Annotated in this window: 20 protein-coding genes; 6 read left to right on the top strand and 14 right to left on the bottom strand. The window is 48.2% G+C overall.

Annotated elements, in window-relative coordinates; genetic code table 11:
- Positions 1 to 12 precede the first annotated feature (12 nt).
- The 3 genes from ACSHX2_RS06260 to mutM form a co-directional block, all read right to left on the bottom strand.
- A complete protein-coding gene (locus tag ACSHX2_RS06260; protein WP_435691658.1) occupies positions 13 to 1,548 on the bottom strand; it encodes a hypothetical protein in 1,536 nt (511 codons plus the stop codon).
- A gap of 144 nt (positions 1,549 to 1,692) precedes the next feature.
- Positions 1,693 to 2,160: a 50S ribosomal protein L9 gene (gene rplI / locus ACSHX2_RS06255; RefSeq protein ID WP_435691656.1), complete on the bottom strand. Its 468-nt coding sequence runs from the start codon at positions 2,158 to 2,160 to the stop codon at positions 1,693 to 1,695.
- 185 nt (positions 2,161 to 2,345) lie between these two features.
- The gene (gene mutM, locus ACSHX2_RS06250) at positions 2,346 to 3,161 is read right to left on the bottom strand and encodes a bifunctional DNA-formamidopyrimidine glycosylase/DNA-(apurinic or apyrimidinic site) lyase (RefSeq protein WP_435691655.1); all 816 of its coding nucleotides are present in this window, start codon (positions 3,159 to 3,161) and stop codon (positions 2,346 to 2,348) included.
- A 109-nt stretch (positions 3,162 to 3,270) separates the two neighbouring features.
- On the opposite strand from mutM, the gene ACSHX2_RS06245 reads away from it, so the two are divergent.
- The gene (locus ACSHX2_RS06245) at positions 3,271 to 5,472 is read left to right on the top strand and encodes a hypothetical protein (RefSeq protein WP_435691653.1); all 2,202 of its coding nucleotides are present in this window, start codon (positions 3,271 to 3,273) and stop codon (positions 5,470 to 5,472) included.
- A gap of 223 nt (positions 5,473 to 5,695) precedes the next feature.
- Here ACSHX2_RS06245 and ffh read toward each other — a convergent pair whose 3' ends face one another.
- The 3 genes from ffh to ACSHX2_RS06230 form a co-directional block, all read right to left on the bottom strand.
- The gene (gene ffh / locus ACSHX2_RS06240) at positions 5,696 to 7,141 is read right to left on the bottom strand and encodes a signal recognition particle protein (protein ID WP_435691651.1); all 1,446 of its coding nucleotides are present in this window, start codon (positions 7,139 to 7,141) and stop codon (positions 5,696 to 5,698) included.
- Between the two features lie 69 nt (positions 7,142 to 7,210).
- Entirely contained in the window at positions 7,211 to 8,443 is a 1,233-nt protein-coding gene (locus ACSHX2_RS06235) for a polysaccharide deacetylase family protein (protein ID WP_435691649.1), read from the bottom strand.
- A 61-nt stretch (positions 8,444 to 8,504) separates the two neighbouring features.
- The gene (locus tag ACSHX2_RS06230) at positions 8,505 to 8,894 is read right to left on the bottom strand and encodes a hypothetical protein (protein WP_435691647.1); all 390 of its coding nucleotides are present in this window, start codon (positions 8,892 to 8,894) and stop codon (positions 8,505 to 8,507) included.
- Positions 8,895 to 8,963: 69 nt separating this feature from the next.
- On the opposite strand from ACSHX2_RS06230, the gene ACSHX2_RS06225 reads away from it, so the two are divergent.
- Together ACSHX2_RS06225 and ACSHX2_RS06220 are read left to right on the top strand one after the other, a co-directional pair.
- Complete coding sequence (locus ACSHX2_RS06225) at positions 8,964 to 10,226, top strand: FtsW/RodA/SpoVE family cell cycle protein (RefSeq protein ID WP_435691645.1); 1,263 nt, start codon at positions 8,964 to 8,966, stop codon at positions 10,224 to 10,226.
- 74 nt (positions 10,227 to 10,300) lie between these two features.
- Positions 10,301 to 10,996 (top strand): pseudouridine synthase, encoded by a 696-nt coding sequence (locus tag ACSHX2_RS06220; protein WP_435691643.1) that lies wholly within the window; start codon positions 10,301 to 10,303, stop codon positions 10,994 to 10,996.
- Between the two features lie 221 nt (positions 10,997 to 11,217).
- Here ACSHX2_RS06220 and argF read toward each other — a convergent pair whose 3' ends face one another.
- Together argF and hemW are read right to left on the bottom strand one after the other, a co-directional pair.
- Positions 11,218 to 12,114: an ornithine carbamoyltransferase gene (gene argF / locus ACSHX2_RS06215; protein ID WP_435691641.1), complete on the bottom strand. Its 897-nt coding sequence runs from the start codon at positions 12,112 to 12,114 to the stop codon at positions 11,218 to 11,220.
- 191 nt (positions 12,115 to 12,305) lie between these two features.
- Positions 12,306 to 13,403, bottom strand: coding sequence for a radical SAM family heme chaperone HemW (hemW, locus tag ACSHX2_RS06210; protein WP_435691639.1), 1,098 nt, complete (start codon positions 13,401 to 13,403; stop codon positions 12,306 to 12,308).
- Between the two features lie 100 nt (positions 13,404 to 13,503).
- Between hemW and ACSHX2_RS06205 the strand changes: the two genes are divergently transcribed.
- The 3 genes from ACSHX2_RS06205 to ACSHX2_RS06195 all read left to right on the top strand — a co-directional run bounded on the left by ACSHX2_RS06205 (position 13,504) and on the right by ACSHX2_RS06195 (position 16,757).
- Positions 13,504 to 14,421: a phytoene/squalene synthase family protein gene (locus ACSHX2_RS06205; protein WP_435691637.1), complete on the top strand. Its 918-nt coding sequence runs from the start codon at positions 13,504 to 13,506 to the stop codon at positions 14,419 to 14,421.
- A gap of 130 nt (positions 14,422 to 14,551) precedes the next feature.
- Positions 14,552 to 15,985: a decarboxylating NADP(+)-dependent phosphogluconate dehydrogenase gene (gene gnd / locus ACSHX2_RS06200; protein WP_435691635.1), complete on the top strand. Its 1,434-nt coding sequence runs from the start codon at positions 14,552 to 14,554 to the stop codon at positions 15,983 to 15,985.
- 97 nt (positions 15,986 to 16,082) lie between these two features.
- Complete coding sequence (locus ACSHX2_RS06195; protein WP_435691633.1) at positions 16,083 to 16,757, top strand: SprT-like domain-containing protein; 675 nt, start codon at positions 16,083 to 16,085, stop codon at positions 16,755 to 16,757.
- 337 nt (positions 16,758 to 17,094) lie between these two features.
- On the opposite strand, the gene rpoD is transcribed toward ACSHX2_RS06195, so the two are convergent.
- From rpoD to ACSHX2_RS06165, 6 genes are all read right to left on the bottom strand, one after another.
- Positions 17,095 to 18,963 carry an RNA polymerase sigma factor RpoD gene (rpoD, locus tag ACSHX2_RS06190; protein ID WP_435691631.1) on the bottom strand — a complete coding sequence of 623 codons (1,869 nt, stop codon included), beginning with the start codon at positions 18,961 to 18,963 and terminating at the stop codon, positions 17,095 to 17,097.
- Between the two features lie 254 nt (positions 18,964 to 19,217).
- The gene (murA, locus tag ACSHX2_RS06185; RefSeq protein ID WP_435691629.1) at positions 19,218 to 20,492 is read right to left on the bottom strand and encodes a UDP-N-acetylglucosamine 1-carboxyvinyltransferase; all 1,275 of its coding nucleotides are present in this window, start codon (positions 20,490 to 20,492) and stop codon (positions 19,218 to 19,220) included.
- A gap of 28 nt (positions 20,493 to 20,520) precedes the next feature.
- On the bottom strand, positions 20,521 to 21,372 hold the full coding sequence (gene prmC, locus ACSHX2_RS06180; protein WP_435691627.1) for a peptide chain release factor N(5)-glutamine methyltransferase: 852 nt from the start codon (positions 21,370 to 21,372) through the stop codon (positions 20,521 to 20,523).
- A gap of 24 nt (positions 21,373 to 21,396) precedes the next feature.
- Positions 21,397 to 22,473: a peptide chain release factor 1 gene (prfA, locus tag ACSHX2_RS06175; protein WP_435691625.1), complete on the bottom strand. Its 1,077-nt coding sequence runs from the start codon at positions 22,471 to 22,473 to the stop codon at positions 21,397 to 21,399.
- Positions 22,474 to 22,615: 142 nt separating this feature from the next.
- Complete coding sequence (locus ACSHX2_RS06170) at positions 22,616 to 23,179, bottom strand: hypothetical protein (RefSeq protein WP_435691623.1); 564 nt, start codon at positions 23,177 to 23,179, stop codon at positions 22,616 to 22,618.
- A 30-nt stretch (positions 23,180 to 23,209) separates the two neighbouring features.
- Positions 23,210 to 24,760 carry a DUF1501 domain-containing protein gene (locus ACSHX2_RS06165; protein WP_435691621.1) on the bottom strand — a complete coding sequence of 517 codons (1,551 nt, stop codon included), beginning with the start codon at positions 24,758 to 24,760 and terminating at the stop codon, positions 23,210 to 23,212.
- Positions 24,761 to 24,768 lie beyond the last annotated feature (8 nt).

Here is a 24,768-nt window from a genome sequence, read left to right as displayed (position 1 = left end):
GCTAGATGGCTACTAGGGGCTGAAATAGCGAAGGCGGTAGAAGATATTCTCACCTAGCTCGGTGTTTGAGTCGTTGTAATCCAGAGTGCCGCTTTCAGTAGAAAGGAGTGTGCTGACGGGTGTCCAAGTGCTGAGGTCACTGCCTCGTTCGAGGAAGTAGGTGTGAGTTGGAGCTAGATTACTGAAGCTTAGTTGGTTTTCAGTAGATGTGGAGGTAATCGTTGTGGGAGAACTATTGGATTCGATATAAGTGTGCCACGCGAGAGCGAAGGAGGTGTTAGAGGTAGTATAATTACTCTTGTTCACCACTAAAGTGTAGGCTCCTGGCTCAAGGTTTGTCTGCCAGATGTGTTCGACATTGTCGACTGAGCTATCAGAGCTGAATAAAGTGGTGCCGACACTATTTTTGAGTGTGAGGGAATAGTTAACCAGATCGCTATAGTTTCCTCCTGTTGCTGAGCGATTCCAGCTTAGATTCGCGCAGAGGTTTGCTGAAGTTGAGTATTCTGGGATGGTGATCGTAAATTCACGAGCTTGATTTCTAATCGTGTCATAGTGCCAGCCTCTGAGTCCAACATTTCCTGTGGAGGATTCCGTTTCATTGAGAATGCGGAAACTGTTCAAGATGTCAATCTGGCCAGCGCCATAAACTTCATCGATAGGGCGGGTGCTGGTATTGTCCCAATCTGAGAAAGCTGATTTATCGGCTCCTGCTAGCATGCAGCTTTTGATGACGACAGGGAGTTTGGTGTCCTCGCTAGTATGGTTTTCAGCAAGAGCACGGAGTAGAAGGGCTACCGAGGCGGTGGCGCCAGTGGCTTGGCTAGTTGTATTCTTAGGGGCGACAAGTTCAGGTTTTTGGCGGCCAGCTCCTTCGTAGCCTGTGGGAATCTCTCCGTAGTTGTGAAGGCCGTCTGTACGACCTACCGAGATACTATTATAGCTATGGCAGTAGATGTCATGCTGTGAATCAGAGGCTCCATTACCGACACCAACAATGTGAAGGGCGCCATTATGGTCAAGAACGTTAGAGTTGATTGCCGTGGCGTCAAGACGTGCAGATACAGCGGTCGTGTTGGCAATTCTCGTGTCCCCACTGTAGTCGCCGACCCAAGCATGGGAGAAGACGGATTCTGCCCAGGATATCGCTAGTTGGGTGTAGGTTCTCGAGATGAAGTCATTTGCTTCATACACATTAACTGCACCCACTTCACTGATGAGGCCCGCGTCAGAGGTGCCTGAGGTGTTGCCAAAGTAATGTCGGGCTACTCCTGTGGCGTGAGAGGAGGTAGAACTAGTAACTTCAACTTGTGAAATGTCGTTGATCGTTTCATCACTTAACTGTGCATTAGTGGTGGAGGGGACATAGCCGCCACCACTGATCGCTTCCACTATACCTATCGTAAGCTCGGTGCTGGTAGGTATGGTGACATCGTTCACTGATGCCCATTCCTGAAATTCAGACCAGTAGATGTCATCCCGCCAGTCAGCTAGAGCAACGTCTGTAAGTATCAGGGGGAGGATTGTGAAAAAGAATGAGCGCGACATAAATTTGTAAATAGTAAAACGTAACCTAGGGTGAATAGTTACACTTTAAAAGCTCTTTCGTTAAGAATGGGATATTTCACAAAACGAAAAGGCTCACCTATGAAAGGTGAGCCTTTTTGAAATTTTGCTATGTGAAAGAGCGTATTACGCTTCTTCAGTAGATGGAGCAACAACTTCTACTGTAGCAGTAGCAGTTGTGTCACCTGCAAGATTTACTTGAACTTTAGTTGTTCCAGCAGTCTTGATTGGGCTGTCGAGCTTGATCGCTTTGCGGTCAATTGTGATGCCGGCTTCTTCAAGTTTCTTCTGGATGTCGAGAGTAGTAACAGAGCCGAATGCTTTGCCGCCTTGACCGACTTCGAGAGTGAACGAAAGCTTTGCTTTTTTGATTTTAGTCGCGAACGCTTGCGCTTCTACGAGCTCAGCAGCTTCACGCTCAGCGCGTGCTTTCTTAAGATCTTCAGTCTGCTTGAGGTTTTGCTCAGTAGCTTCAAATGCTTTGCCTTGTGGAATGAGGAAGTTACGTGCGTAACCAGCCTTTACTTTTACAACGTCGGCTTCAGCGCCGAGATTGTCGATCTTTGTACGTAGAATAACTTCTGTTGTAGCCATGGGAAAATGTTTAGTTGAGATTTGGGGTGCGAGTGATTAGGCGGTTTACTATGAAGAGTCAAGCGGGTTTTTGGATCAAAAGCATCTTTGTCTGATTACTTGTGAATCAGCTGACAGTAAATACGAGTAGGGTGGGGGATTGGTTTGGTCTGTGCTTTAGATGGTTATTAAATATTTCTTAAGTTTTAACGCTGGCATTTTGGGCAAAAGAAGGTGGAACGCTGACCGAGCACGATACGTTTGATTTTACTTTCACATTGTCGGCAATGTTCATTTTCACGGTCATAAACCTCGAGTTGTTGTTTAAAGTAGCCTGGTTGGCCATCGCTATGGAGGAAGTCCTTGAGGGTGGTTCCTCCTTGTTCGATCGAACGCGCTAGAATGGAGCGAATAGACTCGAAAAGTTTAGTGAGGCGCACTTTGCTGATTTTACTCGAAGCGCGTTTTGGGTGAATACCTGCCATAAAGAGCGATTCACATGCATAGATGTTACCAACACCCACGACGATGGCATTGTCCATGATATGGAGTTTAATAGCGCGGTCACGCTTGACGCAGCTCTGGATGAAATGAGGTTGGGTAAAAGCATCACTGAGTGGTTCTGGACCAAGCTTGGCAAATAACGGATGATTCTCGACCTTATCCTGAACCCAGAGTGCACAGCCAAAGCGGCGGGGGTCATGGAGTCGCATTTCTAATCCATTGCTTAGGTGGAAAATGAGGTGATCGTGCTTCCGGAGCTCTTCTTCAGGTGCGCATATGCGTAAACTACCAGACATTCCAAGATGAAGCAGTAGATGCTCACCTGATTCTAACTCAATCAGGATGTATTTTGCCCGGCGTTTGACCGCTACGACTTTGGTGTCACGCATCGCGTAAATTTCATCGGAGACAGGCCATCGGAGTTGTCCATTGCGTACATCGACTTGTCTAATAGTTTGACCGTCAATGTAAGGGCGGATTCCTCGGCATGTGGTTTCCACTTCTGGTAGCTCGGGCATGGTAAGAGGATTCCAACTTCAAGACGGGCTGACAAGCCTTTGGATTGATAAATGCCATGGATTGCGATTGCTATGTTCTAGCAGAATTTCTTAACTTAATCGCAAATCTATGAAATCACCATATTACTTCGTACTTCCATTGGTCGCTGGTGCGGCATTCCTACCTTCTTGTAAAAAGTCTAATGACCATGTGGATGGTGACCGTGTTGAGAATGCGGTAGAAGTGTTAGAGGAGAAAATTCAGGAAGAGGAGAAAGTGGACCATCTCAAGAAACTCGCTGAGAAAGCAGGTTTTGCGAAGAATTTACCCAAAGACACCGCAGCCTTTTGGACGCTTTATGATGGTGCGGGACTTCTCCAAAAGCTTCGCAACTCAGATGTAGGGAAATTCATTAACACCTTAGCTGAGCAAGAAGGTGAAAGTTTAGATGATCTCTTCGAGGATCCAGATTTTGCTAAGTTTATGGAGATTTCTGGTGAGGAACTTTTCTTAGCCGTCGGGGCTGGGACGCCAGCACAAGCTGGTAACCTACTAGAGGCGTCCAAACTTTCAAATTACTACCAAATGCGTTCGATGGTGGAACTTTTAGGCCGTTCGCTGGGTGACGGTAATGAAGGTGATTACAATATCGACTCTGATTATCTGGATGAGTGGCTTAAAGATCCTAAGATGTTAGAACTCTTTCATAAGTCTAAGATGCCACCTGTTTATGTAGGATTCAAAATGAGCAATCAGGATAATCGTCAAGCCTATCTGGAGCAGATTCAATCTGGAGCAGTGTCATTGATCGACATGCAGTCAGAGGGAGAAGCGGTTATCGAGGGGGTAGAGGGTGAAGGATATAGCGGGCTTGCTGTGCGCGGTGAAAAATTAGCTAAAATGCTTGAGGGTGAGGAAGGTGACGAAATGCGCGAGGCCCTAGGGGAAAAGGCTTATGCTGACTTTTTAAAATCTACTACTGAGAAAGACATTGTTGCTTTAGTTGCGGAAAAGGGAGATTACCTAGTATTTTTCTTTGGTTCCTCTGAGCAAGAATTTAAGTTTGCTGAAACTCTAGAAGAGTCCGTTCTCGCAAATGAGGAAATGGCTTCTGTGCAGCAATATAGCGATAAAGAACTCATTAGCCTCTTGTTCATGGAGAAGAGTTTGGGTGAGGTGTTTATTGAGAATCAATCTGGGCTGCAAGATATGGCTCGTGGTGTGTTTGATGGTTTAAAGGAAACTGATGAGTTTGGGGATACTCGAGTACTGGAAGGCTTGTTAGTTGATCTGATCGATCGTGAAAAAGCGAACTATGCGCCGTATAAAGCAGGACTTTCTACGATGGTGACTTTCTATGAGGACGGGATCAAGGCAGAGAGTTTTTATACAGGCAATAACCCACAAATAGATCTTAAAGCTAAGCGTCAGCTAGCAGGAGTGAGTGAAGGTGAAGGCGTCTTATTTTCAGCGAATTGGGTGAACAATCCAGCACAGACTGAATTAGCCTTAGAGTACCTAGATTCTCTCGGAAGTACTGCTTACCAAATGGCTAAGCAGGTGAGTGGACTCGATTTTGAAGACTCCGATTTCACTGAGTTTTCAGCAGGCTTTAGCATGGTGGATGGCATGTTTAAGAATGACCTCATGCAGCTTTGGAGTGCGCTTCGTGATGATCTAAATGCAGGCTTAGGAGCGGAGTCCGCTGTAGTGATAGATATCAATGGTGAGTTGCCAACAGTGCCAATGATCCCTGAAGAGGTGGTGAAAAACGGGAAGCTTCCGCGTTTCAGTTATCTTAGTACGGTCAAAGACCGCAGCAAGTTAGATGAGAGTTGGGAGAAAGTGAACAACACGGCTGAGCGACTACTTAAGCAGGCTGGAGCCATGACTGGGACGGCGATCCCAATGCAGCGCCCATTTAAGAGCGAGTCGAATGGTCTGACCTCATGGTCATTCCAGATCCCTTTTGCTCACCAGAACTGCACACCAAGTGTCTCGGTGAGCGATGATCTTTTCATCATGGGAACTTCTTCTGACTTCGCAAATCAGTTAGCTACAAGATTTTCTAAAGAGGCGACTGGTGAAGCGATGGCTGAGTTTCAGTTTAACTTCGATCCACTCCGAGTACTTAGCACGAACTGGCTTGAGCTAGTAGCTAACCACGGTGCTGACTTTATGGGCGAAACTGATTTTGCTGATTTCCAAGAAGCATTGCCTATACTTAAGGGGCTGATCGATGCATCTGAGTCAGTTGAATCGATTTCAGTGCAGACTAAGGAAGTGGATGGAGGTGTCCGCAGCTCATTCCACTTCAAGGTCCGTCAGTAAATAGCGTGCTAGTATTATTTGATACGCATCAATCCTGGTAGGCCACCTTATATAAAAGTTGCTACATGGGGTGATGCGGTCGATGAACTTTCAGTTAGCTTAGTTAGAATCGCTAAAGTAAAAGGATACTAGTTCAGCTACAGACAATAGTTCTATAAACTAAAAAAGAGCCGCATATTTGCGGCTCTTTTCGTAGTAAATTGTTAGTGAGGTTTAGAGGCTCTTAAAAGGGGAACTTCCCGCCTTTTCCTCCACCAAGCTTTTTGCCGAGGTCACCGAGTTGGGAAAGGTCAAGATCGCCGCCACCTGCGCCGCCCATTCCTCCGAGCATGTCATTCATGCCTTCCATGCCACCCATTTGTTTCATCATCTGCTTCATTTTACCCTTGGAGCGCATCATTTTGCGCATTTCACCGAACTGCTTGAGCAGGCGATTCACTTCGAGCACTGATGTGCCTGAGCCCATGGCGATACGTTTACGGCGTGTGCCTTTGATGATCTCAGGGCGTGTGCGCTCTTTAGGAGTCATGGAGAGAACGATGGCTTCCATGTGCTTCATTTTATCTGTGTTGAGCGCATCGGTAGGGAGCTGCTTCTTTAGCTTCTTCATGCCTGGAAGCATGTTGAGGAGACCGTCGAGCGGTCCGAGAGAGCGGATCATCTTCATCTGGCTGAGGAAGTCATTGAAGTCGAACTTACCAGACTGCATGCGCTCGGCAGCTTTCATGGCTTCCTTTTCGTCTATTTTATCAGCGACGTGCTCAACCATGGATACCACATCACCCATGTCGAGGATACGGCCAGCCATACGTTCTGGGTGGAACTCAGTGAAGTCTTCGATCTTTTCACCTTCACCAGCGTACTTAATAGGTTTGCCTGTAATGGTGCGCATAGACAGCGCTGCTCCACCGCGTGCGTCACCGTCGAGCTTAGTGAGAACGATACCTGTGATGCCGACAGCTTCGTCGAAGTGATTAGCAACAGAGACAGCTTGCTGACCAGTCGCAGCGTCAGCGACGAGGAGAGTTTCTTTTGGCGCGAGGAAAGTGTGGAGCTCCTTGAGCTCGGCAATGAGCTTCTCATCGATTTCTTGACGACCAGCTGTGTCAAAAATCATGAGGGTGCCGTTTTGTCCATCAGCCCATTTGAGAGCATCTTTGGCGACTTTGATGAGATCCGTTTCAGTCGCATCAGGAGTGTAGACTGGGACATCAATTTGCTTAGCGAGTGTGGCTAGCTGATCGATGGCAGCTGGACGATAAAGGTCACAGGCGACCAGGAGTGGGCGTCTGCCTTCTTTTTTGAGACGCGCAGCGAGTTTGGCTGAAGTCGTGGTTTTACCAGCTCCGTTTAGGCCCACCATCATGATGCGAGCCGGCGGCGTAAGGTCGAGCGGTTCGTTGTCTCCACCGAGAAGGGCTGTTAGCTCGTCGTGGAAAATTTTAACAATGAGCTCACTTGGCTTGACGGATTTCATCACCTTTTCACCGAGCGCCTGCTCTTTCACATTGGCGATGAATTTTTTGGCAACAGTGAAATCGACGTCAGCTTCGAGGAGTGCGAGACGCACTTCGCGTAGTGCATCGCTGATGTTCTTTTCAGAAATTTTCCCCTGACCACGGAGGTTTTTGAATGCGTTGTCGAGTGAATCTGAGAGTGAATTGAACATGATAATCGTGTCTCTGAAGTGTGACCTCTGAGACGAGTTAGGTGTTATGTATTAAGTGTTATGAAATTTTTAGTTTGAGCGTTCTAACTGCTCGAAGCTTGTTTTTGCTCCTGGCAGTGAAGGCGCAGTAGTCGGAAGGTAGGCTGCTTGACGATTAATAACGAATGTCCAGTGCATGGGCTTTTCGTACTTTTCGGCTTTCAGTAATTTCCAACTCACAGTGATGTCGCAGGTAGGTTTGCGCAGACGTCGGTTGACTTTCCAAGAGAATTTTTTGCTTTCAGGGCTATAAGTATGGGGGACTTTTCCAAAGCCGGAGACTCGCATCACCACGGATTCAGGGTCGAGCTGTTCTACCGCACTGAGGTCGACGCTGATTTCAGGTAGCCGTTCGTCGACTGTGGCACCTGCGACTGGGCTGACTGGATGTGGCGTGGATTGGATTTTTACACCGAGGCTTTCAGCGGTTGTCGCAGTGGCTGGAAAGCTTGTCGCATTTTCAAAAATGGAGTCGTGAGTTCCGAGAATGACGTATCGAGCTAAGGTGAGGTCCGAGGATTTTTTTGAGACCTTCCCAGGGATCACTGTAAAAAGGAATTCATAGCCGGTTTCATTGGCTATGTTGAACATTTCAGGAGTATGGAAGCCGCCTGGGTAAACGTAGGTGGTGATGTCCACACCAAATTTGTTCTCGAGGAACTGTTTCGATTGACCAAATTCTTTCGTGAGGAATTTTTGGTAAGCGTCATTTCCTTCAGCCATGTGCTTTTTTACAGTAGAAGGATAGGGGTGACTCACCGAATGAGAGCCGATGCTGGCTCCATTTCGCATCATTTCTTTAATTAATGGCTCCGTGAGTGCGAGATTTTTTGAGCCGACAAAGTCTTGGTAAAGGTAGAGGGTGAATGGATAACCAAACTCTTTGAGAATAGGGTAAGCTTCATCGTACACGCTCTTCCAACCATCATCGATAGTGATTAATATGCTACGCTCTGGAAGTCTGTGAGTGCCATTTTTCCAAGCGATAAATTCATCGAGGCTGATGACTTTTAGGTTCAGCTCTTTGAGGGCTTGCATTTGTGCACGAAATTTATCGAGCGGGAGGCACATTTCGGTGGCTGGCTTGCTGCTGGAGAAGTCGTGATACCCAAGCACTGAGACAAGAGAATGGTCTTCTGCTGTAGTGATTTTTACAGCTTGTTGCGTTACGTCAGCAACCGCTTTTTTGCTCTCGTTTAATTGTGCCTGGGTAAGGCTGGAGCAAAGTAAGTAAAAAAGCAGAGTACTGAGAGATCGAATCATGGCCGTTAGAGGTGTTTAATGTAACTCCGCAATAGGGTTTGTAAACGGGGAAGTGAAGTGATTACACAGCCCAAAATGTAATCATAATAATGAGCAGAGATCCAACTAGTCCTAGGCCAAAGCTCCAACGGCGTATCATTCTGGAGTCATTGATTTGCCAGATGGCAGCGATATAGAGTTCGGATAGAGGCCCTAGAAAAAAGCAAAGGTTGGCCATAATAGCAAAAGGAATGACTGATGAGAGCATTTCACTCATGGAGCTACCCCATTTATTAGCAGCATACAAAGTCACTCCAAGTCCCGGGAGGAGGAGGACGAGGTTATAGATGACTCTAAGTTTTTCCCACTTGAGTACAATGTCCCGTAAGCGTGCAGTGCTTTCAACGCCATCAGAACTGACAAAGGCTTTGATCGCTTTAGTTGTGGGGGATATGTAAGGGTTTGACTCCATTTAGGCAGTATAGGAAACGGAGCTTGCTATGCAAGAAGTGGCGACTATCTTTCAAATAATTTTTGGAGAATGACGCCGCTTTTGAGGAAATTTTTGGGACTAAATTGGGTTCTCTTGCTGACAATGCTGGGGCTCATTATTTTTAGTACGTATGTGATCGAAAGTGCGGCGAGACACCTGCCTCAAGGGGGGGAGTATTATTCAGATCGAACTCAGGTTTGGGCTATAATTGGAACTGTCGTGTATTTCGTGACTGCGATGTTGGATTATCGATGGATTAAGTATCTAGCTCTGCCTATGTATTTAGTAGGTCTCGGCTTGATGGTTGCTTCGATGGTGCTGGGGAATGAGGTTCACCAGTTAAGCTTTGGTGGAGTGAGCTTTCAGCCGGCGCAGTTTATGGTTGTCGCGGGATTTATAGCGATGGCTGCGGTGTTACAATGGATGCCTAGGTTACATCCGCTGTTAGGCCTTCCCATTGTTAAAGTGGGAGTGATCGGTGTGATGTCGCTGGTGCCATTTGCGATGGTAGCGAAAATGGGGGACATGGGTTCGGCTTTGGTTTGGTTGCCTGTAGTTGGGGTGATTATGCTGACTGGCGGTGTGCCTTTTCGCTATTTGATTTTTATGGTACTCACTGGCGTGGCGCTGATTCCGCCTTTATTTTTCATCGTTCTCCCCACTCAATCCGAGCGAGGTACTGCTCGTATCGAATTATTTCTTGATATGAAAAATGGTCGAGAGGTCGATATCACTGGCGACGCCTATGCTCCTCACTACATCGGCATGGCGGTCGGTAAGGCTGGTTGGAAAGGTGTAGGCCATATGGCGGACGTAAATAAAGGGTCCTTACATGATAAGAAATACATCCCTTGGAAAACGGCGCACAACGATTTCATCTTCGCAGTGATCGGTGAAGAACATGGATTTAGGGGGAGCCTGTTATTAGTATCTGCGTACGTGATCCTGCTCGTGCAGATGTTGTTTATTTCTTATTACAGCAGGGATCTTTCGGGGCAGGTTATTGTGTGTTCGGTGGTTGCTCTTTTCTTCGCCCATATTTTTGAAAATATAGGGATGCATATTCACTTGATGCCGATCACTGGTATTCCGCTCCCCTTGGTTTCTTATTCTGGCACATTTTTAGTGATGTGTATGTTTATGCTAGGGCTAGTCCAAAGTGTCTGGGTGCATAGAAACCATATACTTCCTGAAGATCAAACTAAGCCAGTGAAGCTCTCTCATCGTGGGCGATCACAAAATATAGGGAAACGCCGAGGAGAAGGCCGGACTAATCCGAATGAGGCGACTCAGCGTGGTGAAGCGATTTGAGGTATGTGAATTTAAAATGCTTAGTGTTGCATGTTGAGTGTTGAATTGTTGATTGGGCTGCGTAGCGTCTCGCCATGCGCCTCGATAAATTCATAGCCACTCATTCAGAAGCCTCTCGCACCTTGGCTAAAGCCGCTATTAAAAGTGGGCGTGCTCGGGTGAATGGTGTTGTTGTGAAAGATCAGGGGCTGAAGGTGAAACCAGAGGATGAGATCTTCGTCAACGGTCAGCTCATTTCGGCATCTGGTGAAACTTACATCGCTCTTTATAAACCTGAGGGCGTGCTTTCTTCCACAGGTGAGGAAGAAGAGGATGATACAGTGATCGATCTAGTAGATGGATTCACACACAAGGAACTCCATATTGCCGGCCGTTTGGATAAAGATACCACTGGGCTGGTACTTTTAACAAGTGATGGCAAATGGAGTCACCGTGTGACTTCGCCAAAGTTTGCCTGTGAAAAGGTATATCGCGTGAAATTAGCTGACCCTATAGATGAAGAGATCGTAGAAATTTTTGCTGAGGGCTTGATGTTACGCGGCGAGATTAAGGAGACTCTTCCCGCGAAACTTGAACTGTTAGGAGAGCGCGAAGGACGTCTTACTATCACTGAAGGAAAGTACCATCAAGTGAGGCGCATGTTTGGCGCAGTGGGAAATAAAGTAGTGGAGCTGGAGCGCGAGATGATCGGCTGTGTCACTCTTAGAGATCTCGAGCCAGGTGAGTTCTATGAGCTTGACCCTGAAGAAGTAGCGAGTTTCTTGAAATAGAGGGTTTCTCACACACCAGTTAGGTAGCCCTTCCCGGGCTTGTTACTATTGGGATATTGTTTCCCAGCGCTACGCACCGGGCTGTAATAGGTCAACCCTATGGGGCTTAGGTAGAGGGAACTCGATCTATCTGGGACCGCGCTTGGCCTTTTTTATGAAAAATGCCCTGCTAGGTTGTACTAACAGGGCATTATAAAGAGTGCCTTGTATTATGCTGAGGGCTACATCGCAATAGCGGCTAGGACTGCCTTTTGAGCATGTAGTCTGTTTTCAGCTTGTTGGAAAATGGTGTCAGAGTGGAGCTCTAAAATTTCTTCAGTGATTTCCTTACCGCGGTAGGCTGGAAGGCAATGAAGAACAATGTGGTCGTCAGCGGCTCCGCTAAGGAGTTCAGCATTCACTTGATAGGCTCCGAAAAGAGCTTCTTTTTCAGCTTGCCCTTCTTGACCCATGGAGAGCCAAACGTCGGTGTTAATGATGTCAGCACCTTTGATTGCTTCCGCAGGGTCAGTGGTGAGAGTCACATTTGGAGCGTTTACTTTGTCCATGAACTCTTGTGGAGGCATGCAGGACTCAGGAGCTGCTACGACGAGTTCGAAGCCAAGATACTTGGCTGCCCAGATCCACGAGCGTGACATATTGTTGTCACCGTCGCCAATGAAGACACATTTCTTACCTTCCCATGTGCCGAGCTTTTCTTTGACCGTGAGAAGGTCAGCGAGGATTTGGCATGGGTGCTCCTCATCAGTGAGAGCATTGATGGTGGGGATGTTCCCAAATTTAGAAAAATCAACGACATCTTGTTGGTCGAATGTGCGAATGATGCAACCGTGGATCATGCGGCCGAGTACACGTGCCGTGTCTTTAATTGGCTCGCCGCGACCGAGCTGAATATCATTGGAGGAAAGGAACATGATAGAGCCTCCAAGCTCACGCACGCCGACTTCAAATGAGACACGGGTACGGGTGGAGGACTTAGTGAAGATCATCGCCCAAGTCTGGCCAGCAAGTGGTTTGATGGTATGGTTACCTCGCTCAGTCTTGAGTTGGATTGCTGAGTCAATGAGTGCGTTAAGCTGGGTAGCGTCTAGCTCTTCAATGGAAAGTAAATGTTTCATATCGGGAAATCGGAGAAAGTGGGTAACAAAGCATAGCGTTTGTTAGCTGTCGACCTATAAATAGCTCTTACTGTGACAATAGGTTCACTTAATATCACGGGTTCGAAGTGATCGCTCGTGAGGTTCTATGTATCCGTTAGTTATGATTGGAGGCAGCTAGCTGCACAACAAAGAGTATGCGGATGAGGGAGCTAGACGATGTGTTCCACGATGGAGTCGACTAGGAGCATGCCTCTTTCAGTGAGGATCATCCGGTTGTTGTCGATGAGTGCCATGTCTTCGTCGATCACTGATTGTGCACGTTTCCGTTCATCGCTTGTTAGAATACTTAAATCTAAGCCGTCGAGGGTTCGGAGTTCGAGAGCAATGCGCTCGAGATGGAGATCGTCAGCATCGAGCTCTTCAATCTCTGTTTGCGCGTGACCGACATGATTGATTTGTTTGATGTAGTTGGCGGTGTCTGGAAGGTTTTTCCAGCGAGTTGTTCCCATGGTTGAGACTGCTGAGGGGCCAAGACCTAGGTAGTTTGCTCCGCTCCAATAGGATGCATTGTGGGTGGAGCGAGTTCCGCGCTTGGCGTAGTTGGAAGTCTCGTAATGTTCGAAACCTGCAGCGGTGAGAATCTGGTGGCCGGCAGTGAAGAATTTCGCGTTGGCTTCGGGGTCATCTAAGTATTCGCCTGCTGTTAGCTTATCGATGAAGGCTGTGTCTTCTTCGTAAGTGAGATTATATGCAGAAATGTGATCAGGTTTGAGGCTTACCGCGGTACGTAGTGTGTCTTTCCAACTTTCAAGTGATTGACCTGGAATAGAGAACATAAGGTCGATGTTGACTTCTGGAATCCCAGCTTCGCGAAGTAACGGGACCGCAGCCATCGCTTCTTCACGATTGTGCTCACGACCTAATGTCTTAAGAACGGTGTCATCGAATGACTGAATGCCTAATGAGATTCGTGTGATACCGAGTTCTTTGAAGAGTTGCGCTTTTTTAAGGTCGAAGGTGGCGGGGTTTGACTCGAAGGTAAGTTCTTTTATTTCTGAGAAATCGAAAATCTCGTGCAGGCCATCGAATAGAAGGCGCAAGTGGGTCGGCGAGAGCATGGAGGGGGTACCGCCTCCACAATAAAGAGTGGTGAGTTTGTTCTCGGCAGTCTTGTCCACGTGATGCCGAGCCTCTAACAATATAGCATCGATAAATGCGCGCATGTCGGTGTTGCCTGGAGTGTGCTTGTAAAAGGAGCAGTAGGGGCAGATGCGGTGGCAGAATGGTATGTGAATGTAGAGTTGCAAGGAATGTCGTGTGGTGAGTGGGTCGAGCTAGGTAAACGCGTACTGAAGTTGTGCCTATTTTTCTATTTCATCTCAGTTGTTACCAGCGTAGATAGAAGGCGTGCAGGATAAGACTGACTTAGGGAAAAAGGTGTTAAAAGGCGTGTCGCGTTCTTTCTATCTTAGTATTCGTCTTTTACCAAGGTTGATGCGTGAGCCTATCAGTCTTGGTTACTTATTAGCCCGTGCTTCTGACACGATTGCAGACACGGAGCAAGTCCCAGCTTCGCTACGTGAAGCTTGTTTAGTTAAATTTACTCTAGCGCTTAAAGATAAGAAGGAGAGAGCTGAGCTGCTTAAGATGATTTCTGATTCCTTCATCAGTTACCAAACGAATGAAAAAGAGCAGCGGTTGTTAAAAAGGCTGGGTGATGTTTTTTTGTGGTATGACATGACCAGCACCTGGGCGTGGGATGCAATAGCTGTCGTGCTTGAGCACATTTGCAAAGGTCAGTTACATGATATTCAGCATTTTGGAGTGGAGAAGAAGCATAAGATGGATTCGGCTCAGGCGCTGACTCTGTATTGCTACCAAGTAGCTGGCTGCGTGGGGGAGTTTTGGACTGAGGTGGGTTATGAATCTTATCACAGGTTTTCAACGATAGAAAAAGATGCGTTAAATGAGCTAGGGCGGCGTTATGGAATGGGGCTTCAGCTAGTGAATATTTTGCGAGACATCCCTGAGGATTATGCGAATGAACGATGCTACCTGCCAGTGTTAGATCATACTGATAAAGAGGAGATTATGCGGAATTCCAGAGAGTGGCGTGAAAAGGCACGGGAATATGTAACTTCTGGCTTCGAATATTCAGCTTCTCTCAAGCAAAAGCGTGCACGCATTGCGACCGTACTGCCAGCGATGCTCGCTGAGAAGACTCTCGATTTGCTCGATCATGCTGACTGGGAGTTACTTGAAAAGGGCGTGAAAATCGACCGTAAAACTGTCCGTTCCTGCTTGTGGAAGGCACTTCGATTTTAGCGGTTCATTCTAGTTACAGAATAGGGTGCTGATCTGTGAATAACTATGTCGCAAATATTACACAAGTTCGTATTGCACTCGGTGGGTATCTGCGAATAATGCCGACCTAAATTTCACCACCTAAAGATTTATGAGTAAAAGTGACTTCGGCCTTATTGGCCTAGCAGTAATGGGACAGAACCTCGTTCTCAATGTTGAGAGCCGTGGCTTCCAAGTTTCCGTCTACAACCGTACAACTTCCGTAACTGACGCGTTTATCGCAGCTAACCCTGGTAAAAACCTCGTTGGTGCACAGACCCTCGAAGACTTCGTTCAGAGTCTCGCCGTTCCACGTAAAATCCAGATCATGGTGAAGGCCGGCGGTCCTGTTGACGCAGTGATCGAGTCCCTCATCCCACTTCTGGATCAAGACGATATCATCATTGACGGTGGTAACACTCTGTACACAGATACAGAGCGTCGTGAGAAGTATCTCTCTGAGAAGGGTTTCCGTTTCATCGGTGCTGGTGTTTCCGGCGGCGAAGAAGGAGCTCTCAAAGGCCCATCCATCATGCCTGGTGGCCCAGCGAGCACATGGGCTGTAATGCAGCCGATCTTCGAGTCCATCTCCGCAAAGGTTGATGGTGTTCCTTGTGTGACACACATCGGTGAAGGTGGCGCAGGTCACTTTGTGAAGATGGTGCACAACGGTATCGAGTACGGCGACATGCAGCTTATCTGTGAAGCGTACAATATCTTCAAGGCAGCTGGCTTCTCTAACGAAGAGCAAGCAGCAATCTTTGCTGACTGGAATGAAGGAGACCTAGAGTCTTACCTCATCGAAATCACAGCAAACATCTTCAAGCAAAAGGATGCTGAGACAGGTAAGGACATTGTTGACCTCATCGTTGACAAGGCTGGTCAAAAGGGAACTGGCCGCTGGACAGTAATGGGCTCAGTCGAGCAGGCTGTACCATTCTCCACGATCGCTGGTTCTGTTGAAGCACGTATCCTTTCCTCAATGCGCGATCAGCGCAAGGTGGCGTCTGGCATCCTTCAGGGGCCTGATAACTGGAACTTCGACCTCGGGTCACTTAGTAAGGAAGAACTCGTGAAGAAGGTGCGCAATGCGCTCTACGCTTCTAAGATCGTTTCTTATGCTCAGGGCCTCGACCTCATCGCTAAGGTTGGTCGTGAGAAGAACTGGGGCCTCGACCTCGGGGCTATCGCTCGTATCTGGCGCGGTGGTTGTATCATCCGTGCTCGCTTCCTCAACCGTATCACTGAAGCGTACGAGACTGATGCTAGCCTCACGAACTTGATGCTTGCTCCATTCTTCACTGAGATCCTTAACTCTGGTCAGCAAGACTGGCGTGAAGTGGTAGCTCTTGCTGCTACTAACGGAATTCCCGTGCCATCATTCGGTGGTTCACTCAGCTACTACGATGCCTACCGTGCAGAGCGCGTTCCTGCGAACCTACTTCAGGCGCAACGCGACTTCTTCGGTGCTCACACATACGAGCGCATTGACAAGCCAGAAGGTGAGTTCTTCCACACGGAAGACTGGCCTGAGCTTATTGATTAATTCTGCTTAGCAAATAAATTTATAATGGCGGAGTCTTTAGTTAGACTCCGCCATTTTTGTTTTGCACAATACAATATATTCTGTGCAAGATTCGGCTATGGAACAGGTGACTAGTGCCGAGTATACAGTGTTTGAGAGGGCGTATGCGTATTTTAATACGGAGCTTTTTGAGGGTGAGTTACCTGGGGTGTTGATTACGCTGCAACGCAAGTCGCACAATGTGGGGATGTACCGGCAGGGTAGCTTCAAAGACCGGAAGAACCAATCTGAGGTTGATGAGATTGCGATCAATCCGGATGCTTATATGAGCTTACAGGATGTCGAAATCTGGCAGGCATTGGTGCATGAAATGTGTCACCAATGGCAGTTTCATTTTGGGAAGCCATCACGGAAGAGTTACCACAATAAGGAATGGGCTAACAAGATGGAAGCTGTTGGCCTTATTCCATCGTCCACAGGATATGCTGGAGGGAGTAAGGTAGGGCAGACGATGTATGACTATGTCGATAATGAAGGGAAATTCATCGAATGTGTTAGGGAGCTGCGCAAGCTTGGGATTGTTGTGCAACTGGAGTCTAGCAATGTGGAGAGTCGAGTGAGCCGCAGTGCTGAGGCACTGGAACAAGAAACTCTGTTGCGACAAGCTGGAGTGAAAAAGAATCGGTCTAACCGAATGAAATATTCGTGCCCATCATGTTCGATGAACGTCTGGGGTAAGCCTGAGCTCCATATTATTTGTGGAGCTTGCCAGCAACGGCTCGAGCTAGTGTAAACCTGTATTCGCTGGGTATATAAGCTTGGCTTACAGCCAAATGTTAGAATGCGCGGCTGACCTATGGTTTGCACATTTGCTTCACCATAGGCTGTTATGAATTTCGGCTTCACTGAAATGTGAGATGGATAGTTTTGATAGGTCTATCCATTACGCCGATATTGCTTCGGGCGTGACGCTGAAATGTGATTTGGGCGGATTTCGCTGGTCAGGCAGGCTGGTGTAAGGCTTCGCTGAAATACATCTAGGCTCGGCTTGAAGTAAAATATAAAAGCGCTTCGAATTCTCGAAGCGCTTTGTTTTTTGAAAGTATATGTGAAGTCGTGAGACTTACATCTTACATGTTAGGAAGCTCGATGAAGCCTTCTAGCTTGCGGATACGGGTAGGGTGGCGCATCTTACGAAGCGCTTTGGCTTCGATCTGACGAATACGCTCACGAGTCACCTGGAACTGGCGGCCTACTTCTTCAAGTGTGCGGCTGTATCCATCCTTGAGGCCGAAGCGCTGCTCGAGAACTTCACGCTCACGTTCGGTGAGTGTGTCTAGAACATCGATGATCTTCTCCTTAAGCATTGCGAATCCAGCTTCTTCCATTGGGTTTTCTGCCGCCTTATCTTCGATGAAGTCACCGAAGGATGTGTCGTCAGAATCTCCAACTGGAGCTTGAAGTGAGATTGGCTGCTGAGCCATCTTGAGGACGGCGCGAACACGCTCAACAGGAAGGTGAATTTCTTCAGCGATTTCGTCTGGAGTTGGTTCACGACCGTATTCCTGTACAAGCTGCTTCTGCACGCGCATGAGCTTGTTGATCGTTTCGATCATGTGTACTGGGATACGGATAGTACGAGCCTGATCTGCAATCGAGCGGGTGATCGCTTGGCGAATCCACCAAGTAGCATAAGTAGAGAATTTGTAACCACGGCGGTACTCGAATTTCTCAACAGCTTTCATGAGACCCATGTTGCCTTCTTGAATAAGGTCGAGGAAGGAGAGTCCACGGTTGGTGTACTTCTTAGCGATGGAGATTACGAGACGAAGGTTTGCTTCGACCATTTCTGTTTTCGCTTTGTACGCCATCTTCATCCAGTAACGAAGTTGCTTATTGTTCTCTGTAAACCCTTCAGTATTGAACCAAGCGTGTTGCTGGGCTTCACGGATCTTTGTCTCGAACTCTTTTTCGTCAGGGTGACTTTGTAGCTTACGAGTGTATTTCCAGAATGTCTTCTGGTACTCTTCTACTTCCTCACAGAAGTCTTCCACGACTTTCTGCTTATAATAGAAGCGCTGATAAATCTTAGTGATGATGGCGAGCTGCTTTTCCAGTTCTGCTTGGAGCTTAGCCACACCACGTGGATTCTTCGCATTGAGTTTACGGAAAATACCGTCAGTTTCTTCGTGGCACTGGCGGAGTTGATCACAAAGTTTCGGAAGAGTCTTCATGTAGCGCTCACGTGACTCGATCTTTTTATCGAGAATCACACGGTCGAAACGCTCCTTACCGCGCATCAGCTTATCAGCGAGTTCAAGGTATGACTCAGTTACGAAGCCGAACTTGTGAAGGTACTGTTGTACCGTAAGTTCAGCGTCTTCGATGCGCTTGGAAATTTCAACTTCTTGCTCACGGGTGAGAAGAGGAACTTGACCCATCTGCTTGAGATACATGCGGACTGGATCATCAAGAATGTCGAGTTTCTGCTCAGTCTTCGGTTCATCCTCTGAATCACCTTCACGCTTTTTGTCGCGGTAGCGGTCTACTTCAGAAGCATCGATGATATCGAACTCCATGGAGCGAAGGCGCTCAAGAATCGCCTCTACGTCAGCAGGCTCAACGAGATCGTTCGGTAAGATCTCATTGATGTCATCGTAGGTGAGGTACTCTTGTTCCTTAGCCAGTTTAATAAGTTCACGTACTTTTTCCTGAATTTCAGGAGTATCGATACGGTTCTTAGGAGCCTTTTTAGCACGCTTAGCTTTGACCTCAGCTTCAGCATCGAGAAGTGCTTGTAGCTTGGATTTAGGCTCTTTTGTGGCTTTTTTTGCAGCAGTTTTCTTAGGGGCTGCCTTCTTAGCCGCAGATTTTTTAACAGCGGTCTTCTTTGCAGAAGTTTTCTTAGCAGCAGTTTTAGCTGCTGCAGTTTTAGTCGCCGCAACTTTTTTAGCTGCAGTTTTTGTTGCGGTTGTCTTCGCTACTTTCTTAGATGCCATAGTTAGCTATTGGTGAGCTGGATGGAGTGACATGTGCACAAGTCACCCGTGGAAATTGTCAACACGCATATGCGTGAGATGAGGTACGAAACTTCAGTCACTCATAGGCATTCGTCAAGGTATTTCGTGCGCCCGTGGATGATGGGCGCGTTAACCTTTCAGAAGCTAAACCCTCATCTGCTAAGGTGAGGGGATTTTATTTATTCATAGAGTTCTCATAATCAGTTCTCTATGATGATTGAGGTAGTTAACCTCTACTCCCTGACTCGCTCGAGACGAGCTCCTAGAGTAAGAAGTTTTTCATCAATGTGCTCATAGCCACGATCGATGTGGTAGAGGCGGTTGATTTCAGTGGAGCCTTCTGCAGTGAGTGCAGAAAGCACTAGTGCAGCAGAGGCGCGGAGGTCAGAAGCCATGACTGGTGCAGCGGAGAGTTTCTCCACGCCTTCGATGACTGCGGTACCATTGTCGACTTTGATGTTGGCTCCCATACGCGACATTTCAGCACAGTGCATGAAGCGCTGTGGGAAAATGGTGTCTTCGATTACTGAAATCCCTTTGGTGACAGCAAAGAGTGAGGAGAACTGTGCCTGCATGTCTGTCGGGAAGCCGGGGTGAGGAGCTGTAATGATTTTTGCTCCTTGCGGGTGCTTTCCTGGTGCGACAGTGACTGAGGTTCCAGCGTCGTTGAATTGGACTTGGTGACCCGCCTCTATCAGTTTCTCAGTGACAGGGACGAGGTGTTCTTTGCATATGCGGTGGAGGGTAATTCCCTCTTCTCCTGCAGCCATGGCTCCGGCAACCATGAAGGTTCCGGCTTCGATGCGGTCTGGGATGATGGTGTGCTCGGTTCCATGAAGTTTTTCTACGCCTTCAATCGTAATGCGGCTGGTGCCTGCGCCTGAGATCTTAGCGCCCATGCCGATAAGGAAGTTTGCGAGATCAACTACTTCTGGCTCAGCAGCGGCAGATTCAATAACGGTGGTTCCTTTTGCTAGTACTGCAGCCATCATGAGGTTGTCAGTACCGAGAACTGTGGGGCCGTTTTTGCCGCGGAGATCTACTTCTGCACCGGTGAGGCCATTGGGAGTGGTCATGTCCATGTTACCGCCTTCCATGTCGATCTCGGTGCCAATGGCTTTGAGGCCTTTGAGGTGAAGATCGACTGGGCGATCACCAATCACGCAACCACCAGGGAGTGAAACGCGAGCCTTACCAAGTCGCGCTAAGAGTGGCCCCATAACGCAGATGGAGGCACGCATTTTACGCACAAGTTCGTAGGGGGCATCGTGGGTGATATTCGCGGAGTTGACACGCACTGTTCCGCTTGAGCGTTCAACCTCGGCTCCAAGAGCAGAGAGAATCTGAATCATGTAGTTCGTGTCAGATACGTCTGGCACGCGTCGGATTATGACATCTTCTTCGGTGAGAAGGGCTGCAGCTAGAATAGGAAGGGAGGCATTCTTGGCGCCTGAGATGTTAACTGAACCACTAAGTTTGTGGCCGCCGTGTACGATGAGTTTATCCATTTCTGTGTAAAGGTTTAGAGAAAGTTTGTTAGTGTGCTGTCCAGCGTGCAGTAGGGAAACGGTAAATGCCGGATAGGTCTGGTAGGGTTTTAATGTCGGTGAAGCCAGCCTTGGCTAGAAGTTGTTCGACTTCTAGATGCTGATGGATACCGATTTCGAGGGCGATTTGCGCATCGTTCTCGAGGTGGGAGGGGCATTGTTGGATGAATTCGCGGATGATGTCCAGCCCGTCTTCACCGGAGAAAAGAGCGAGGTCAGGGTCATATTCGAGTTCAGCTGCAAGGCTAGGGCGTTCGCGCTCAGGTACGTAGGGGAGATTGGCGACGATGAGATCGAAGCGTTGGTCTGCGAGTTCGCTGAAAAGATTGGTGCGCGTACTTGTCGTGTTTTCGACTCCAAGTGCTGTGGTGTTTTTCGCGGCAAGTTCTAGAGCTTCTTCAGAGGTGTCTGCGAGTGTGACCTGAGTTTGAGCTCCATATTCTAGTGCTAGAGTGAGAGCGATCACTCCAGATCCGGTGCCCATATCTAAGATTTTCTGAGGTGCATCTGGACGCAATTGCTTAAGAACGATCTCGCAAAGCTCTTCAGTTTCAGGTCTTGGGATGAGCGCGCGTGAATCGGTGTAGAACTCGCGTAGGTAGAACTCGACGGTTCCGAGGATATGCTGCAGAGGTTCACGGTTGCCGCGACGTTTAAGCATTTCGCGAAGCGGCTCTAGAGCCTCCTCGGTCATCGGTTCGTCGAAGCGGGTATAAAGCTGGATTTTTGAGCACTCTAATTGATGGCAGACGAGTAGCTGCATGTTTCGGCGTGCGTCTTCCACGCCTTTTTTCTCTAGCCACTGGGTGCCAGAGTCGAGTGTCTCAAGAATTGTTTTCAAATGCGGTGTGACGCTAGTGTTTGATTACTCAAGGCCGGCATCTGCGAGACGGTGCTCCATCTCAGCTTTCATGAGGTTGTCGGTAAACTCGTTGATCGATCCTGACAAAATTCCTTCAATATTATGAGAAGTGTGTCCAATGCGGTGATCGGTCACGCGAGATTGCGGGAAATTGTAAGTGCGGATTTTTTCTGATCTATCACCCGAGCCGATGAGTGACTTACGCTGAGCTGAGTATTTTTCAGCCTCTTCGCGCACTTTGGCTTCGAAAAGTTTGGCTCTCAGGATTTGGAGACCTAGCTCACGGTTCTGAGTCTGGCTTCGTCCGTCCTGACATTTGACTTGGAGTCCAGTAGGAAGGTGAGTGATTTGTACACAGGAGTCAGTTGTGTTGACGTGCTGTCCGCCTGAGCCGCCTGAGCGTGTGGCTTGGATATGAAGGTCTTCTTTCTTGATTACTAAGTCTACTTCATCAGCTTCTGGCAGTACTGCTACTGTGCAGGTGGAGGTGTGGATACGGCCTTGTGTCTCGGTTGCAGGCACGCGCTGTACACGGTGCACGCCAGATTCGTATTTGAGGTAGCGGAATACTTCCTCGCCAGAGACTTTAAGAATGACTTCTTTGAAGCCGCCCACTTCTGAAGGAGAGGACTCGAGGTGTTCTACTTTCCAACCACGGCTATCTGAGTGGCGTTCATACATGCGCATGAGTTCACCAGCGAAGAGGGATGCTTCATCGCCGCCAGCACCTGCGCGGATCTCGATAAGGGCATCGCGGTCTTCTGTTTCGTCACGTGGGAGGAGTGCGTATTGTACTTTTTCAGAAAGGTCTTCGATGGTTTCCTTGAGCTCTGGGATTTCCATTTCGGCGAGTTCGACAATCTCTGGATCGTCTTCTTTCGCGAGCTCTTGGTTCTCTGCTAGGTTTGTACGCGCGCTTGCGAGAGTATCCCACATTTCTAGGAGTTCTTTTAGACGACGATGCTCTCGCATGATCTCAGAGGCTTTCTTCTGATCGGAGAAAAGGTCTGGGTCAGTGATGAGTGTTTCTACTTCGGCGAAGCGTTCGCGTCGTTTCTCGATAAGAGAGGCGTAATCCATGGCGGGGAGAGTCTATTCAGAATACAGGAGGTGCAAGTTTTTTTCTAGATGGTTTGAGGAAAACAGACGTCATGACAATAAAAGAGTGAATCCAGTATGAGCTAAGCATTAAAAGTAGGATGCACGCGATATATCACCGCTACTATTTCAGCTGCTGCTTATCGGTATAGATGTCATCCTCTGTCCAGAGTGTTTGGTCTGGTCCTGCTGAGCGGATTTCCATATTTTGGCCTGAGAGGGCATGAAAGAAATAGGGGGTTCCCCATTGGTCTACCAACTCGTTGCCACGGAGGGCTGAGCTGTCACTGGCGATGAAAACGATCTTTTTCGGGTTCATTCCTAATAACTGTTCGGTGATTTCGAAGTTTTCTACACCCACGGGATTTTCTTGATAGGCGAAGCGGTAATGTTTCAGCAGCTGTTTAATCACAGATAGAGAATGCCTAGGTGATGGACTATCGGTAAAGGTGCGGCTGGTGGTGAGTGCTGGGGTATACTGGACTTTTCCATTAGGAAGGCGGCTGAGGCGTGGGTCGGGCTTAGGTGAAGGAGTGGCTTCTGAACTCTGGGTTATGCGGCTATCCGTCATGGTTGATGTAGCCTGGGGAGCATCGCTGCTCTTGTTCACATTTTTTACTCTGTCGACCGTAATCAGGCTGGTGAGAAGCAGGATGAGGACTGTGAGTATTACCCAAGTTTTTTTCATTTAGCGTAATTTCTATCGTTCGACAGTGTCTTATAAGAACCCGAGGTTCACATCGCCAGAGAAGGGGTCTTGGAAGCGGTACAAGTTTGGGAAAATAGTGGCCATTTCTGAACTGCCAATAGGTACACCAAACCAGTTGGCTAACACCGATGAAAATTGGTCGACGGAGGTTGTTGGTATCCAGCGCCCGCGAGAGCCATTAGGTACATCATTGAAGCCACCGATAGAGAGTTCAGGGAAATTGCCATAGAGTTCTCCTCCGTTGACTGCGCCACCAAACACGAACGCGTGGGAGCCCCATGCGTGATCTGTCCCTGCCGATGCTGAGTCTGCCCCATTCGGTGTCCAAGTCCGGTTAAAATCGGATGCTTGGAAGGTGGTCACTTTGTCATAACTGAAGTCGGCATCTTTCAAATCGAGCTCTTTCATTGAGGCATTGAATGCTCCAATGGCTTGATCAAGTTGAGTGAGTAGTTCGGGCAGGTCGTTATTGATATCTTGGTGGTTGTCGAATCCACCGAGGTCGACGAAGAAGATTTGGCGGTTATTGCCTAAGCACTCCCGTCCAGTGATTAGCCGGGCGATGGCTTTAAATTCCTCAGCGATACCGCTATCAGCTTCATAATTTGCGAAAATGGTGTCGTAATCGATGCCAAGTTCCTGTTCGACTTGGATGGCTTCTAAGATGATTGCCTCGTTCTCACGTGCGCTGCGAACGACTTCGCTATAACCTTCTTCTAGGATGTGAGCGTGGCTGTATTGCATGATGCGCTCGAGAGCTTTGAGCCTTTCACCGGTGGAGCTCGACCTGTAGCTGCCATCAGTATTGAGAGCATTGCTGTAATTTGTGCCGAAGCTAGTGAGGCTGATTGCGCCGGTAGAAGTGACCGAGTACTGGGAGGTCCCTGCGCTGCCATTCAAGAACTGGTTGTTTCCAGCCGCAGTGATGAGCATGGAGGTTTGGCTCTGGAGGTTCCATGTGTCGTTGTAGAGGTCGGCCACTCTAGCGCCCCAGCCTGAAGTGTAGGGCTTATCGGCAATGGAAGACATCCACTGAGTGACTTGGTCAGAGTGGGAGAAAAGTTGCTTGGGCAGGCTGCTAGTACTGTAGGAATTTTGGTTGGTCGGTTCTGCCAGGGTTCCCACATTACAGACAAAACTAGCTTCACTGCTGTTGAACATGGTGGCTAGATTGGTGAGTGAGGGATGGAGTCCAAAGCTTTCCCCGCTAGGAACGGTGATTGGCTTTGTTGTATCTTGTCCGCTTGGGTTATAGATTGGGTGCACGATACCGTTGGGGATGGCCACGGCTGCGCGATCTGCTGCGTAGGTGGCGGCTTGAGGGTTTGATCCAACCGGTATGAGAACGTTGTTCATGTCACAGCCGCCACGTAGAAAGACGCAAATTAGAGCCTTGTAGTCATTTCCCACGAGGGTGGCACCGCCGAGACTGCTAGCTGAGGCTGAGTTGATGAGTGAGAGCTGGGCAATAGTATTAACGAGTGGGCCAATGCTCATGGCTCCACAAGTGCCAGCCTTGAGGAAGTCGCGACGTGAGAGATTTCCGAGATTTTTAGGCATAGTCGTTG

This window comes from Rubritalea sp., from assembly GCF_051252225.1.
GTDB lineage: Bacteria > Verrucomicrobiota > Verrucomicrobiia > Verrucomicrobiales > Akkermansiaceae > Rubritalea.
Note: the sequence above shows the minus strand (reverse complement) of the source record. Positions and strands in the feature narration are given on the sequence as shown.

Bases quoted from the DNA above. Each gene is read 5' to 3' on its own strand.
- rplI (WP_435691656.1), bottom strand. From the start codon at position 2,160: ATGGCTACAACAGAAGTTATTCTACGTACAAAGATCGACAATCTCGGC.
- ACSHX2_RS06165 (WP_435691621.1), bottom strand. From the start codon at position 24,760: ATGCCTAAAAATCTCGGAAATCTCTCACGTCGCGACTTCCTCAAGGCT.
- ACSHX2_RS06230 (WP_435691647.1), bottom strand. From the start codon at position 8,894: ATGGAGTCAAACCCTTACATATCCCCCACAACTAAAGCGATCAAAGCC.
- prfA (WP_435691625.1), bottom strand. From the start codon at position 22,473: ATGGATTACGCCTCTCTTATCGAGAAACGACGCGAACGCTTCGCCGAA.
- mutM (WP_435691655.1), bottom strand. From the start codon at position 3,161: ATGCCCGAGCTACCAGAAGTGGAAACCACATGCCGAGGAATCCGCCCT.
- ACSHX2_RS06195 (WP_435691633.1), top strand. From the start codon at position 16,083: ATGGAACAGGTGACTAGTGCCGAGTATACAGTGTTTGAGAGGGCGTAT.
- ACSHX2_RS06260 (WP_435691658.1), bottom strand. From the start codon at position 1,548: ATGTCGCGCTCATTCTTTTTCACAATCCTCCCCCTGATACTTACAGAC.
- ACSHX2_RS06245 (WP_435691653.1), top strand. From the start codon at position 3,271: ATGAAATCACCATATTACTTCGTACTTCCATTGGTCGCTGGTGCGGCA.
- ACSHX2_RS06225 (WP_435691645.1), top strand. From the start codon at position 8,964: ATGACGCCGCTTTTGAGGAAATTTTTGGGACTAAATTGGGTTCTCTTG.
- ffh (WP_435691651.1), bottom strand. From the start codon at position 7,141: ATGTTCAATTCACTCTCAGATTCACTCGACAACGCATTCAAAAACCTC.
- ACSHX2_RS06220 (WP_435691643.1), top strand. From the start codon at position 10,301: ATGCGCCTCGATAAATTCATAGCCACTCATTCAGAAGCCTCTCGCACC.
- rpoD (WP_435691631.1), bottom strand. From the start codon at position 18,963: ATGGCATCTAAGAAAGTAGCGAAGACAACCGCAACAAAAACTGCAGCT.
- ACSHX2_RS06170 (WP_435691623.1), bottom strand. From the start codon at position 23,179: ATGAAAAAAACTTGGGTAATACTCACAGTCCTCATCCTGCTTCTCACC.
- murA (WP_435691629.1), bottom strand. From the start codon at position 20,492: ATGGATAAACTCATCGTACACGGCGGCCACAAACTTAGTGGTTCAGTT.
- argF (WP_435691641.1), bottom strand. From the start codon at position 12,114: ATGAAACATTTACTTTCCATTGAAGAGCTAGACGCTACCCAGCTTAAC.
- ACSHX2_RS06235 (WP_435691649.1), bottom strand. From the start codon at position 8,443: ATGATTCGATCTCTCAGTACTCTGCTTTTTTACTTACTTTGCTCCAGC.
- gnd (WP_435691635.1), top strand. From the start codon at position 14,552: ATGAGTAAAAGTGACTTCGGCCTTATTGGCCTAGCAGTAATGGGACAG.